At 38.3% G+C, this 13,965-nt stretch carries 11 protein-coding genes; 8 read left to right on the forward strand and 3 right to left on the reverse strand.

Translation table 11 applies throughout. The annotated features are described in order from the left end of the window. The first annotated feature begins 3 nt into the window (after window positions 1–3). Both ACWZFG_RS12015 and ACWZFG_RS12020 read left to right on the forward strand, forming a co-directional pair. Window positions 4–1,089: an efflux RND transporter periplasmic adaptor subunit gene (locus tag ACWZFG_RS12015; protein ID WP_177504554.1), complete on the forward strand. Its 1,086-nt coding sequence runs from the start codon at window positions 4–6 to the stop codon at window positions 1,087–1,089. After that, the gene (locus ACWZFG_RS12020) at window positions 1,086–4,130 is read left to right on the forward strand and encodes an efflux RND transporter permease subunit (RefSeq protein WP_177504552.1); all 3,045 of its coding nucleotides are present in this window, start codon (window positions 1,086–1,088) and stop codon (window positions 4,128–4,130) included. The genes ACWZFG_RS12015 and ACWZFG_RS12020 overlap by 4 nt, the downstream gene beginning before the upstream one ends. A 78-nt stretch (window positions 4,131–4,208) precedes the next feature. Here the strand turns inward: ACWZFG_RS12020 and ACWZFG_RS12025 are convergent, their stop codons facing one another. The 3 genes from ACWZFG_RS12025 to ACWZFG_RS12035 all read right to left on the reverse strand — a co-directional run bounded on the left by ACWZFG_RS12025 (window position 4,209) and on the right by ACWZFG_RS12035 (window position 6,879). Then, entirely contained in the window at window positions 4,209–4,448 is a 240-nt protein-coding gene (locus ACWZFG_RS12025; protein WP_147669550.1) for a hypothetical protein, read from the reverse strand. Window positions 4,449–4,656: 208 nt separating this feature from the next. Then, window positions 4,657–5,862 carry a VanW family protein gene (locus tag ACWZFG_RS12030; protein WP_177504550.1) on the reverse strand — a complete coding sequence of 402 codons (1,206 nt, stop codon included), beginning with the start codon at window positions 5,860–5,862 and terminating at the stop codon, window positions 4,657–4,659. A 246-nt stretch (window positions 5,863–6,108) separates the two neighbouring features. Then, entirely contained in the window at window positions 6,109–6,879 is a 771-nt protein-coding gene (locus ACWZFG_RS12035) for a PRC-barrel domain-containing protein (protein ID WP_418627489.1), read from the reverse strand. A 393-nt stretch (window positions 6,880–7,272) separates the two neighbouring features. Between ACWZFG_RS12035 and ACWZFG_RS12040 the strand changes: the two genes are divergently transcribed. From ACWZFG_RS12040 to ptsP, 6 genes are all read left to right on the forward strand, one after another. After that, entirely contained in the window at window positions 7,273–9,363 is a 2,091-nt protein-coding gene (locus ACWZFG_RS12040) for a sigma 54-interacting transcriptional regulator (protein WP_455577691.1), read from the forward strand. 301 nt (window positions 9,364–9,664) lie between these two features. Then, entirely contained in the window at window positions 9,665–10,657 is a 993-nt protein-coding gene (dhaK, locus tag ACWZFG_RS12045) for a dihydroxyacetone kinase subunit DhaK (protein WP_177504544.1), read from the forward strand. A 184-nt stretch (window positions 10,658–10,841) separates the two neighbouring features. Beyond that, the gene (dhaL, locus tag ACWZFG_RS12050) at window positions 10,842–11,465 is read left to right on the forward strand and encodes a dihydroxyacetone kinase subunit DhaL (RefSeq protein WP_177504542.1); all 624 of its coding nucleotides are present in this window, start codon (window positions 10,842–10,844) and stop codon (window positions 11,463–11,465) included. Window positions 11,466–11,482: 17 nt separating this feature from the next. Further along, window positions 11,483–11,875 (forward strand): dihydroxyacetone kinase phosphoryl donor subunit DhaM, encoded by a 393-nt coding sequence (gene dhaM, locus ACWZFG_RS12055; RefSeq protein WP_147669556.1) that lies wholly within the window; start codon window positions 11,483–11,485, stop codon window positions 11,873–11,875. A 50-nt stretch (window positions 11,876–11,925) separates the two neighbouring features. Continuing rightward, entirely contained in the window at window positions 11,926–12,186 is a 261-nt protein-coding gene (locus tag ACWZFG_RS12060; protein ID WP_147669557.1) for an HPr family phosphocarrier protein, read from the forward strand. Between the two features lie 32 nt (window positions 12,187–12,218). Further along, a complete protein-coding gene (ptsP, locus tag ACWZFG_RS12065) occupies window positions 12,219–13,925 on the forward strand; it encodes a phosphoenolpyruvate--protein phosphotransferase (protein WP_418627487.1) in 1,707 nt (568 codons plus the stop codon). The last annotated feature ends 40 nt before the right edge of the window (window positions 13,926–13,965 follow it).

Genomic DNA, 13,965 nt, shown 5'->3' on the forward strand with positions numbered 1-13,965 from the left:
AAAATGCGGCACAGTAAGTTATTTATTTTATTTATTGGATGTATCTTTATTTCTCTATTCATCACAGGTTGTGATAAAAATTCGCAGCTTAAGGAAAATGCCCCCATTGTGAAAACGATGGTCGTAGGGATGAGCGATAAAAATGATTCGTCTGTTTATGCTGGAGAAGTTAAAGGGCGTTACGAAAGTCAGCTTGCTTTTCAAGTTGGAGGAAAAATCATTACTCGTAATATTGATTTAGGTACACGCGTCAGCAAAGGGGATTTGTTAATGGCAATTGATGCCAAAGACGTTGTACAGACAGCAAATATTGGGGCTGCACAAGTGGAATCGGCCCGTGCACAATTAGCTTTAGCGGAGGCAAATTTAGCGCGCTATCGTCAACTTTATGAACAAGCAGCAATTAGCCTTGCACAATATGAGCAATATAAGACAACTTATGAGTCAGCGCTAGCTACATTAAAGCAAGCACAGGCGCAAGCAGCGCAAGGTAGTAATGCGCTAGAATATAGTCAGCTTTTGGCCGATGCAGATGGTGTAATCGCAGCGATCCAAGGGGAAGTAGGACAAGTGGTAGCTGCAGGACAGAGCATGGTTACGCTAGTGAAGGACGGAGAATTGGAAGTTGAAATTAATATCCCAGAAAGTCGAATAAAGGATGTTAAGGTGGGTGAATCAGCAGCAATCTCTTTTTGGGCGTTAAACAATGTGGTTGTCAACGGTACAATTCGAGAAATTTCCCCAATTGCAGACCCTGTTGCGCGAACTTATAAAGTTCGAATTACGCTGTTAAATTCGCCGGATACTATAAGTTTAGGTATGACAGCCAGTGCAAGATTAAATAATGTAGATACAGATTTAAATTATTATGTTGTTCCTTTATCTGCGATTTATCAAACGGATGATCATCCGAAAGTTTGGATTGTTAAAGATAATCAAGTGAAATTACAAGCGGTAGTCATTGAAAATTTTGCTGACAACGCAGTGAAAGTTACAGGAGGTCTACATGCTGGAGATGTTATTGTAACCGCAGGTGTGCATAAATTGCATGAAGGACAGGAAGTTCGGTTGGCAGGTGAGCCCAAATGAAGGGATTTAACTTAACAGAAATTGCTCTAAAAAATAAATCGCTCGTTTATTATTTCATTATCGTAACTTTTATTATGGGGATTTTTTCGTATGAAAAATTAGGGCGAATGGAAGACCCCGACTTTGTCATTCGGCAAATGGTAGTATCTGTTGCTTGGCCTGGCGCAAGTGCCAGAGAAGTTGAAGAACAGGTTACCGATAAATTGGAGAAGAAATTGCAGGACATTCCTGGACTTGATTATCTGGAGAGTAAATCTTATCCAGGCAAGGCGGTTATTTATGTAACACTTGTTGAGGACTTCCCGAAAGAATCAATAAAATCTTCTTGGTTCAATGCGAGAAATTTAGTAAATGATATCAAAGGTGACCTGCCAGAAGGTGTCGTCGGTCCATTTTTTAATGATAGTTTTGATGATGTATTTGGGTCAATCTATGCTTTGACGGGAGACGGATATTCGTATGAGGAAATGCGGGTGGAGGCAGAGCGGATTCGACGTACTTTATTGAATTTGGATAATGTAAAGAAAGTTGAACTCATTGGCGAACAATCGGAGAAAATATATGTAGAAGTTGAAACGAGTAAATTAGCGCAGCTTGGAATTTCACCTGACTTAATTGCTTCCGTTTTAAAAAATCAAAATGCCATGAATCCAGCCGGGATGGTGGAAACTCAGACCGATGATGTCTATATGCGTGTGACTGGTCAGTTTGATAGCGTTGAAGCAATTCAAAACCTAGCGATTCGCGCCAATGGCAAGACGTTTCGTCTTGGGGATATTGCAACCGTAGAAAGGAAATATGTAGAGCCGGCAGAACCGAAAATGTATTTTAACGGACAACCGGCAATTGGGATTGCGCTTTCGATGTCAGAAGGTGGTAATATTCTAAAGCTGGGGGATGATCTTTCTAAAACAGTAGATCAAATTAGTAAAGATTTGCCGCTTGGATTAGAGTTGAATCAAGTTTCGAATCAACCGAAAGTAGTAAAAGATTCGATTGGTGAATTTGTCAGAACTCTTTTGGAAGCGATTGCAATCGTTTTACTTGTAAGCTTTCTAAGCTTAGGAGTACGTACTGGACTTGTTGTAGCTGGCTGTATTCCCTTAGTTATTGCCGGTGTATTTTTAGCAATGTATATGCTTAATATTTCGTTACATAAAGTTTCGTTGGGTGCGCTTATTATTGCATTGGGACTTTTAGTTGATGATGCGATTATTGCCGTGGAAATGATGGCAGTGAAATTAGAACAAGGGTATGAACGATTTGAAGCAGCTTGCTATGCCTATACGGTAACTGCTGTTCCAATGCTTACAGGAACGTTGATTACTTGTGCAGGGTTTATTCCTGTAGGCTTTTCTAAAGGAATGTCAGCAGAATTTACTTCTTCGCTATTCCCCGTAATCTCTATTGCGCTCATTATTTCATGGATTGTTTCTGTTATGGTAGCGCCATTATTTGGCTATTATTTAATTCGAGTAAAAGTGCATCAAGAAGATAAAGACCCTTATCAAAGTAAATTTTATAAATTCTTTCGCAATCTATTGACTTGGTGTTTGCGCCATCGTGTACTAGTCATAGGGTGTACGATTGTTTGCTTTATTGGGTCGATTGGATTATTAAAATTTGTAAAACAAGAATTTTTCCCGCCTTCAACGCGTCCGGAGATTATCGTTTCTTTGACTTTGCCGGAGGGGGCGTCAATGAAAGCTACGGATATGACAGCAAATCGTTTTGCTGCGATGCTTGACGGATTAGATGGCATTGAAAATTATAGCTATTATGCAGGTGAGGGATCTCCACGATTTGTTCTAACCATGACCCCGGAATTGCCAGCGACGAATTTTGCACAATTTATCGTTGTTGCAAAAGACAATGAAGCAAGAGAAAAGCTTATTACAAAGTTTCAACAATCATTTTCAGAGGAGTTCTCAAATGTCATTGGGAATATTCGGTTGATTCAAACTGGGCCACCAGCGGAGTATCCAGTAATGTTTAGAGTTAGTGGATATGAGCACGAAAAAGTTCGTGAAATAGCCGATGAAGTTTCTAATATTATGGTTACAAATGATAAAGTAAAAGAAGTAAAGTTTAATTGGAAAGAAAAGAGCAAAGTTATGCATCTTGATTTAGATCAAGATAAATTGAGAAATTTGGGTATTGATGCAAAAACTTTTTCACTTAGCTTGCAAACGCAATTGTCAGGTGCAGCGATAGCCGAATATTACGAAGGTGATAAAACGGTGGATATCGTTTTTAGAATGAGTAGCGATGCACGTGAAGATTTATCAAAAATTAAAGATATGCCGATTTATATTGGAAACCGTTATGTTCCGTTAGAACAAATTGCAAAAGTCAGCTATTCAGCAGAAGAAGGAAAAATTGCAAGGCGTGATTTGAAACCAACAATTACACTTGGAGCAAATATTATCAATGGCGTAACAGGAAATGACGTTGCAAATGAAATTTTACAAAAAATAAAAGGGATTCAAGAGAATCTGCCGCCGGGGTATACAATTGAATCAGCAGGTGCATTAGAAAGTAGTGATAAATCTATTGAATTTATGATGGTACCGATTCCGGCAATGATTATTGTAATTATTACTCTATTGATGTTCCAGTTGAAACGGATGTCGCTGATGTTTATTACGTTAATGACCGCACCGCTTGGCATTATTGGAGTTGCGACAAGTATGCTCATTACCAATCAGTCGATGGGTTTTGTTGCAGAACTTGGGGTGTTAGCGTTAAGTGGAATGATTATTCGAAATTCTGTTATTCTAATTGATCAAATTGAAAAGCATATAGCTGATGGTGAAGATCCATGGCATGCAATTATTGATTCGGCAATTTTGCGGTTTAGACCGATTATGCTGACCGCAGCAGCTGCAATTTTAGGAATGATTCCATTGATGCGCAGTAATTTCTGGGGTCCGATGGCAGTTGCGATTGCAGGGGGGTTATTCTGTGCAACTGTACTTACCCTTTTGGTATTGCCAACGATGTATGCGGCGTGGTTTAAAGTAAAAGAAGAAAATGAATAAAATAAATAAAATAAAAAGTTCACTTCAGAAATGAAGTGAACTTTTTTCATATAAAAGAATTCTATGTATAAGATTTACTTAGCATTTTAGATGATAGCGGTGTGTAGACAGTAATCGCTTCATATAGCTAGCGCCAATTTTTTGTTTATAGCCAAGGATTTCACAAGCTTTTTTTATTTTGTCGCATTCGCAAATATTCTCAAAGTCTATTTCGATGATGTTGTTCGTAAAACCACGTTCGAAAATTTCCTCTTCGATATACTTGCAAACAAAACGTAATTCTGGATTCGCAATTTCATCAATAACAGCTCTTTTCACGCCGAAGACTCCTTTTCTTTAACAATAAAAAAACGCAGACTGACCCATTAATAAATGGCGTTACTGCGTGATTATCAACAAATCTCGGATAATCATATCCTATAATCTTACTTATAATGATATTATATATAATTTTTCGTCAAGTGTAAATTGTTAATTTCTGTTTCGTAACAGAAATTTACAAATTTTTTGCTTTAATGCGTTAAATTTATTTCCCAGTGCCGATTCGGATAATTTTATCTTCTGCGGAGTAGGTATCGACATAGAGGAGTTCACGGCTCACTTCTTGTCCTTGATAGCTTTTTATGCGGTAAGAGGATACAACATAGCCTTCTTGTCCGGGATCTGCAATAAATCTTGCTCCTTTCGATAAGGAAGGATCCGTTTGTTCAACGACTGCTGGAGGGATGACTTTGTCAATAGAAGAAGTCAGGCTAATCGTTTCTTTTGAAAAGCTTTGATGATTACCGAGTATATAAATTGTTAAGGTATTGCCCGTAACTTTTGTTAGAAGATAAATACTATTTGGTAATGTATTCTGAAAGGTGAAATCAATCAAGTTATCGGCAACGGTGGCATCTAGGCCAAAAGGTACATAGCCTAGAGGATGAAAGTGCGGAGTCCGATTCATAGGTTTTAAGTCGGCGAGCAATATTGCGTTATAAAGTGTGCTGCTTACTTGACAAACGCCGCCACCGATATCGGGAACGCTTTTGCCGTTAATAAGGACAGGTGCTTCTTTAAATCCAGCCTCTGCAACACGTAACCCGACATGTTCATTAAAGGAAAAGATTTCGCCGGACACAATGCAATGCTTATCAATGCTTTTAGCTGCAATACGGATATTTTCAGAACGATTTTCATTTTCTGCATTAAATTGTGAAGAGTACTCTGTAAGTAAAGTATCAATTTGCTTTAATGCATCAACGGTGACCTGAGGGGGAGAGATTTCTACATCGAGATGAACGATTAGGGGTAATTGTTTTTTTAATGCATCGAGGCTACAATCGTTCATCAGTTTATCAAAATTAGGTTTTTGTCCAATTTTTTCAGGGATAATTGTTACTTTTTCGCCGTCTAACTGACAATATGCATCTTCTGTATCTTGTCCAGATTGCGCATGTATTTTTTTTAGGACTGCTGTGAGTTTTGTTTCATTACAGCGAAATTCTGGTTCTATAATAATTCCAGAAGAAAAACATTGAATTTGCTCATAAATTCGTTTGAAAATATTGGAATTTCGCCCGATGGAAAAAGCTTTTTGAGCAGTAGCTGCACTATCCAGTTCTAAATCAATTTGATCAGCAGTGATTGACCAGGTTTTATTGTTGCAATCTATTTTTATCACTGGCGCAGGAACGATTTTTTCTTGAAAGTAGGTTTGTAATTTTGCCTCTGCTTCAGTGGTCGTCAAGCTGCTAACATGTATGAGAGGGGTGGAAACTCCAAAAAATATGCGATTGGAATTCAACAATGCGAGTCCGGTACTAAATAAAATCGTTAAAGTAAAGAGAATAGCCATACAGAGAAAAAGTAGAGTTACTAAGGTCTTTTGGTTAAAAATTAACTTTTTAATGAGATTTCCTCTTTTCTGAAGTAAGGGATGCTAGTCATCTTAAAATGCAAATGGAGTTAAAAATCCCGCTGCATTAAGTTGGGGTTATTGAAGGCATAACGCGAGTTCAGGGATTTTTTTTGATAAAGTAGCTTTTTGTAGAACTTCTTGCGTAACTTCGCCGCCAGCTTCGATAATGACAACACCACTGTCCGTTGTTAAGCGAAACTTTGCGCGGTGTCCAAGCAAAGTCTTTTTGTATTCGTCATCTGACATATGACTTGGTTTAATAAAGGAGGTTGTTTTCATTAATGGTGGATGGATTGGGGCTGGATCAATTTGATTCGATTTTAAAATTTTGCTTTGCTGTGCAAGCGGTGTAGGTTTAATCGGTTCTGGCGCAATTGGTTCAATTTCTACGTTTTCAATAATTGTAACATGTTTGCCATACGTAGAAATTTTATCAGCAGATAAGGTGACAACTGCGTTGTGACTATTCATAATTTCGCATTCTGCAATTTTACCTGCATCATCAATTATAATTTCCGTTACTTTTCCATAAAGGCTGCCTGTTTTTGTAATGACTTTTGTACCGATTATTTTTATATTTTCTACTAATAGTGGTTCATAATCGGCACCTTCCGTTAATGGAATAATGTCCGTATCATTCATAATGGTAATTGCATCGCCACCGATTGCTGTAATTGCATCAAATGGTAAGATCTTAGCTCCGCGAAACCACTCGTCGTCTTCAATGAGAATACCTGCAACAATCCCTTTATTCGCATCAATCATTAGACCTTTACTTGTGCCAAGCTCACTACATTCTGTAATACTTATGATAGGTAAACCTAGAATATTTATACTTTTTTTCATGTAAAATCCTCCTACTTTTTATATGAATAAATTTTTGTTCGATGCTTTATCCGATGACTAACCTGCGCTAAGATTCCAGCTATGGGAGTGAAAAGAGAAGTTAAGTCTTTGGATAAGGGAGACTAGGAGCCAGATGGAGTAAAAATCCACCTGAATCAAGTCTACTTTATATAAAGTAGAATAATTCGACAATTTTAACAAAAAACCTGTATCATTTTCTAATTTTTAGGTGGGGATGGTCGAAAATGATGAGATAAAGTATAATGGGAATATAACTCGAAATAAAATTTTCCTCACTTCTATAGGTGGGGAAACAACTGTAAGTAACAGGCGGTGAGCAGATATCTCCCGCCTCGTTGAAACGGCGATAGGTAGATTTTCTCACGGAAGATCTTGAACAATGGCGTTATAATTTGTGCAGGAAATGAGGCGGGAGTTTTGTTTGAAAAGCAAGCGGTAGTTTATCACGAGAGTGGGCTGCATACAAGGGTTGCTGCAATGATTGTGCAAAAGTCACATGAAATATATCAATCACGTCGATGCAAGTTATATATTCGCAGTAAAGATAGTGAGCGAATTGAGATTCGCAGCCTAATGTCTTTGGTTGCATTAAAGATTGGTTGTGGAGATTCTATTTGGGTTTCTACAGATGACGATAAACAATTCTCAGCAGTTGAAGAGATGGTTACTTTTCTTGAAGGGGATTTTAATTTAGGAAATTCTTCGGCGTTAAAAGAGGTTGACCAACTTTTACACGAAAATGCATTTACAGCAGAACAGATTTTTTCTAGTATGGCGAATGGTTTAATTGTAACCAATCAAGAAGATATTATAACTGTTTGCAATCCAGCAGCAGAGCGTCTTATTGGTATCCCCGCGGCTAAAGCGATCGGAAAGAGAGTTTATGATGTCGTACCAAATACGAGAATGCACATTGTCAATCAGACTGGGTTAGGTGAAATCGCATCTAGACAAGAAATTAATGGCGCAATGACGTTGACGAATCGTACGCCGATAATTATTGATGGAGAAGTCCGCGGAACAACGGCAATTTTTGAAGACGTATCGGCGCTTGAAAAAGTTACATGGGAATTTTATGAAGTCAAAGAAATGCAAGAAAGATTACAACTTATTTTGGAAACTGTGCAAGATGGTATCTGCGTATTAAATAAAGTTGGCGAGATTATTTATGCGAATCCTGCGTATTTGAAAATTGTGGATCGAAAAAGTGCTGAACTAATTGGGAAAAATATTCAGGAAATATCGCCAAATGGTGTAAGAAATACAGTTCTTAAGACAGGAAAACAGCAAATGGGCAGTATTGTAAAAAAGAAAAATGGTGTTACTGTCGTAGCGAATACAAATCCGATTATGGTTGATGGCGAGATTGCTGGCGTCGTATCTGTTGTGAAAAAAATTACGGAAGTTCAAGAGTTAATGGAGAAACTAATGAAAGTTTCTGCGAAAGCGGAGTATTTGGAACAGGAACTTTTGCGTACGAAAAAAAATAACAAAGCGTTTGCCCATTATATCGGTTCGAGTGGTAAAGTTGTTGATGTATTGGCAATGGCGGTAAAAGCTGCAAAAAGCAGTGCTACGGTATTGATTCGGGGTGAAAGTGGCACGGGGAAAGAATTGATTGCTGAGGGAATTCATTATGCAAGCAGTAGAGCGCAAGGTCCATTTATTCGTGTGAATTGTGGAGCAATTCCATCTGCGTTACTCGAAAGCGAATTGTTTGGCCACGAAAAGGGTGCGTTTACCGGTGCAACGAAGCGAAAACTTGGAAAGTTTGAATTAGCGAATAACGGTACGATTTTTCTTGATGAAATTGGCGATATGGATAGGAATATGCAAGTAAAGCTGTTAAGGGCTTTACAGCAACGCGAGTTTTATCGTGTTGGTGGCGAAACGTCCGTCAAAGTGAATGTGCGAATTATTGCCGCTACAAATCGAAATTTAGAAGAAATGTTAGAAAAGGAAACATTTCGTGATGATTTATATTATCGTTTGAATGTAATTCCACTCTTTTTACCACCACTTAGAGAACGAGCGCAGGATATCCCTTTATTAATTGAACATTTTATTGGGAAAATCAGCAATGAGATGCATAAACCAATAAAAGGAGTCACGACGGAGGCGCTAGATGTTTTAGTTGATTATCGTTGGCCGGGGAATGTTCGGGAGCTGGAAAATATCATGGAACGAGTGATTACTTTGATGGATGTAGAATATATTTCGCTAGAGCATTTGCCTTCCTATATTCGAGGAGAAACAGTAGTTCGAGAGGTCAAAAGAATTGAGGCGACTAGACGAGGTGCATTTGATGATAATATAGTGCTGCCTTGGGAAGAGTATGAAAAACAAATTATCAGCAATGCATTAAAAAAATGTGGAAGTTTTAATGCTGCTGGGAAAATGTTAAAATTAACGCATAAGACAGTTGCAACAAAAGCAAAAAAATACGGATTAACGAAAGAGTGAATTGATAAAAAATATCAACACCTAGTAAAAAGTATCAATGTCAGAAAGAATATTGATACTTTTTACTAGGTGTTTTGGTTTTTATAGGATGAATGGATTCTTTTCTTGGGAAAAAGAAAAAATGTTTTATTTGTAGATGGTGTTCGAAGTAAGATAAATCAAGAGGGAAAAAGGGGTTTAAAGAATTTTTCGAAATTTATTGTCGAATTTGCATAGGATTGGCACGCTGCTTGCAATATATATTAAGTGAAAGTCACGATACTATAGTGAACAAAATTTTTTTATAGGGAGAGATGGAGAGATGAAAAAAATTATTAATGTTCCTGAAAATGTTGTTGAAGAAATGCTTCAAGGTATGGTTGCTGCACATCCCCAATATTTGAAAAGAGTTGAAGGTGCAGACGTTGTAGTTAGAGTGAAAAAAGGTGAAAAAGTAGCTTTAGTAAGTGGTGGTGGTAGTGGTCATGAACCTTCACATGGTGGATTTGTAGGTAAAGGTATGTTAGATGGCGCTGTTGCTGGTGCTGTATTTACATCGCCAACACCAGATCAAGTATACGAAGCAGTAAAAGCTGTTGATAGTGGGAAGGGTGTTTTGCTAGTAATTAAAAATTACACTGGTGATGTAATGAATTTCGAAATGGCAGCAGAAATGGCGGCCGCTGATGGGATTGAAGTAGAAAAAGTTGTTGTAGCTGATGATGTTGCAGTAGAGAACAGTACATGGACAGTTGGTCGTCGTGGTATTGCGGGTACAGTGTTTGTTCATAAGATTGCTGGAGCAAAAGCTGAAGATGGAGGCTCACTTGCAGAAGTGAAAGAGGTTGCAGAAAAAGTAATTGCAAATGTTCGTTCAATGGGTATGGCTTTGTCGCCTTGCACAGTTCCGGCAGCAGGAAAACCAAGTTTCGAATTAGGTGAAAAAGAAGTAGAAATTGGTATGGGTATTCATGGGGAACCAGGTACACATCGTGAAGAAATCAAAACTGCGGATGAAATCGTTATGCACTTACTTGATAAAATTTTGGCAGAAGATATCGTTCATAGTGGCGATGAAGTTGCGGTACTGGTAAATGGTCTTGGAGCAACTCCACTTATGGAGCTTTATGTAGCAAATCGTAAAGTAGCAGAAATATTAGCCGAAAAAGGAATTAAGACAGTAAAAACTTTTGTTGGTAATTATATGACTTCTCTCGAAATGGCAGGTTTCTCTATTAGTGTTCTAAAATTAGATGCGGAAATGAAAGAATTGTTGTTAGCACCAGCGGATACTCCGGCGTTAGTTCAATTTTAATTAACATGATTAGGGCTTGTGCTAATGTGATGTTGGAACAAGCCCTTTTTTATAACGCAGGCTAATTTTTGTGATAAAGCATATTCTTTAGTGAAGTTGCTTAGTTTATTGTTTATGTGGATATAAAATAAAAAACTGCGAATAATACAACATATTATTTGCAACGGAAAAGGAAGAGAAATTTATGGCTGAGATAAATGAAGTAATTGGAGTTGTAGGAAAAGCGGTTATTGCACAAAAAGAATTTTTGACTTCACTTGATCAAGCGATTGGTGATGGGGATCATGGAATTAATATGGCGCGTGGCTTTGAAGCAGTAGAGAAGAAGCTTGAAGTGCTTGGTGAAGGCAAAGATATCGGTGCGGTTTTAAAAACTGTAGGTATGGCACTTATCTCAAGTGTTGGTGGAGCAGCAGGGCCTCTATATGGTACAGCTTTTATGCGTGCGGCAGTCCCAGCAGCGGGAAAATTTGCATTAGATGTAGACACAGCGGAACAAATGATTGCTGCAGCTGTAAAGGGGATTCAAGATCGCGGCAAAGCTGTAAAAGGTGAAAAAACAATGCTGGATGTATTCATTCCAGTCCATGAATGTTTTATTGAAGGAAAAGAAAAAGGCAAATCATTATTAGAATGTTTAGAAGCTTCGGTTAAGGCAGCAGAAGATGGGGTAGAATATACAAAGACAATTATTGCAACTAAAGGCAGAGCGAGTTACGTTGGCGAACGCAGTATTGGACATCAAGATGCAGGAGCAACTTCACTTACTGTAATGATTAAAGCTTTGTATGATTATTACAAAAAGTAAAAAGTGGGGTGGTAAGTATGGTTGGGATTGTAATCGTATCACATAGTGCAAAAGTAGCAGAAGGAATTAAAGAAATGGCGATGCAAATGTCGCGCCCAGAACAAAAAATCATTGCAGCTGGTGGTATGGAGGACGGAGGAATCGGTACTGATGCAATGAAAATTCAAGCTGCAATTGAGGCTGCAGATGATGGTAGTGGTGTACTTGTCTTAGTGGATTTAGGAAGTGCAGTTTTAAGTACTGATGTTGCATTGGAACTCGTAGATGAAGAATTAAAAGAAAGAGTAAAAGTAGCGGATACTCCAATTTTAGAAGGGGCAATTAGCGCAGCCGTAGAGGCTTCATTAGGAAGCCCGCTTGATACTGTTGTTGCTACGGCTGAAGGCGCCAGAAAGTTGCAAAAATTATGATTTTAGATTTTACAAATAAAAAGGTAAGAAGAGAATAGGAGAATACAATCATGGAACAAAAAGTTATTATTGTGAATGAAACAGGGATTCATGCTAGACCGGCGTCGATGTTTGTTCAGGCAGCTGCAAAATTTAAAAGTAAAATTACTGTAACTGCAAAAGGGAAAACGGTGGATGCAAAAAGTATCTTAATGATTATGGGAATGGGACTCACGAAAGGGACTGAACTTACGATTAAAGCAGAAGGCGCAGATGCAGAAGATGCGGTGAAAGCTTTAGTTGAATTAGTTGAATCTAAATTCGGAGAATAGAATAGAGACTGTTGGAAAGGTAGGTTATAGTTATGCCAGATGTATTACAAGGCAAGGGTGTTATTTCTGGAATTGCTATCGGCAAAGTCATGCTCGTAAGTCAAAATATAGACGGATATCTTGCTGCGTATGATGCTGGTGATAGTGAGTCTGAAATTCAAAAAGTCCACGAAGCAATTCGTAACGTTGTTGCTGATTTGGAAGCCAGTGTTAAAATGCTTAAAGCAAAAGAATCTATAGATAGAGCGGCGATTATGGAAGCTCATCTTATGATGGCACAAGATTCATCACTTGAAAGCGCAATTATTGATAAGGTTACGAGTACGGGGTCAGCGCCAAGAGCGATTTTATATGCAAGTGAAGAATATGCGGCGATGTTTGAAGGAATGGATGATGCGTATTTGAAGGAGCGGGCGGTAGATATCCGCGATGTTGGAAGACGAATCGCGAAACGGCTACTCGGTGTGCCTGAGCCTGAGTTTGGTGATGAGGCGGTAATCCTTTGTGGGCATGAGATAGAGCCTTCCGTTATAGCAAATATCCCATCTAACAAAATTGGCGGTGTTATTTTAGGGCAGGGGAGTACGACTTGTCATGCTGTTATTATTGCCAAAGCGCGGGCGATTACAACAGTTGTAGGTTTAGGCAAAAAAGTTGAAGCGATTAAAGATGGCACAATGGTATTAATTGATGGTGACGAAGGGGAAGTGTTAATTAATCCTGATGAACGAACGATTCGCAGTTATCAAAAGCGATTGGAAGAACAAAAGCGTCAGCAAGAACATTATGCACAGTTAGCACCATTGCCAGCGATTACAACAGATGGTGTCAAAGTGCAGCTTGCTGCAAATATTGGAAGTGCCGACGATGTGAAATCAGCACTTACTTATGGTTGTGAAGGTGTTGGATTATTTAGAACAGAATTTGTATTTATGGGCAAAGAAAATATTCCGACGGAAGAAGATCAATATCTCGCTTATAAAAAAGCTGTAGAAAAGTGTGCAGGTAATATCTGTGTAATTAGAACGATGGATATTGGTGGAGATAAACCGCTCGCATATCTTGATGTACCACCAGAAGATAACCCGTTTTTGGGCTGGCGGGCACTACGAATCAGTTTAACTAGAGAAGATTTATTTATTCCGCAATTAAAAGCAATTTTACGTGCAGGTGTTTATGGAAAAGCAGCAATTATGTTGCCGATGGTTATCAGTGTTACAGAAATCAATCAGGTGAAAACTCTGCTTGAAAAAGCAAAAAATGAATTGATTGCAGAAGGAAAAGAATATTCTGAGGATGTATCTTTAGGTATCATGGTAGAGACTCCAGCTGCAGCAGTTATGGCACCCGTTCTGGCAAAACATGTAGATTTCTTTAGCATTGGGACGAATGATTTGGTTCAATATACACTTGCGGTAGATAGAGTAAATCATAATGTTGCTTATTTATATAGTCATTTCCATCCAGCTGTTTTGCGTTTAATTTATACGACGATTAAAGCAGCTAGAGATCATAATATTTGGGCTGGTATGTGCGGTGAAATGGCGAGTGATCCAGCTGCCGCAGTATTGCTTTTAGGCATGGGAATTCATGAGCTTAGCATGAGTGCACCATCTATTCCTAAAGTAAAAGAAAAAATCCGTAAAATTAGCTTTGAAGAAGCAAAAGTTATCCTAGAAGCAGTTCTACAATTAGAGACTGCCGAAGAAGTAAAAGAGTATTTGAAGAATAATCTATAAAATAAGGTTGGGATTTAGTGGAGTTTTGATTTTATCTAAA

The organism is Anaerosinus sp. (genome assembly GCF_965318445.1).

What these genes read in the sequence shown, in the direction of transcription:
- ACWZFG_RS12015 (WP_177504554.1), top strand. Translation starts at nt 4, where the DNA reads ATGCGGCACAGTAAGTTATTTATTTTATTTATTGGATGTATCTTTATT.
- ACWZFG_RS12020 (WP_177504552.1), top strand. Translation starts at nt 1,086, where the DNA reads ATGAAGGGATTTAACTTAACAGAAATTGCTCTAAAAAATAAATCGCTC.
- ACWZFG_RS12035 (WP_418627489.1), bottom strand. Translation starts at nt 6,879, where the DNA reads ATGAAAAAAAGTATAAATATTCTAGGTTTACCTATCATAAGTATTACA.
- dhaK (WP_177504544.1), top strand. Translation starts at nt 9,665, where the DNA reads ATGAAAAAAATTATTAATGTTCCTGAAAATGTTGTTGAAGAAATGCTT.
- dhaL (WP_177504542.1), top strand. Translation starts at nt 10,842, where the DNA reads ATGGCTGAGATAAATGAAGTAATTGGAGTTGTAGGAAAAGCGGTTATT.
- dhaM (WP_147669556.1), top strand. Translation starts at nt 11,483, where the DNA reads ATGGTTGGGATTGTAATCGTATCACATAGTGCAAAAGTAGCAGAAGGA.
- ACWZFG_RS12060 (WP_147669557.1), top strand. Translation starts at nt 11,926, where the DNA reads ATGGAACAAAAAGTTATTATTGTGAATGAAACAGGGATTCATGCTAGA.
- ptsP (WP_418627487.1), top strand. Translation starts at nt 12,219, where the DNA reads ATGCCAGATGTATTACAAGGCAAGGGTGTTATTTCTGGAATTGCTATC.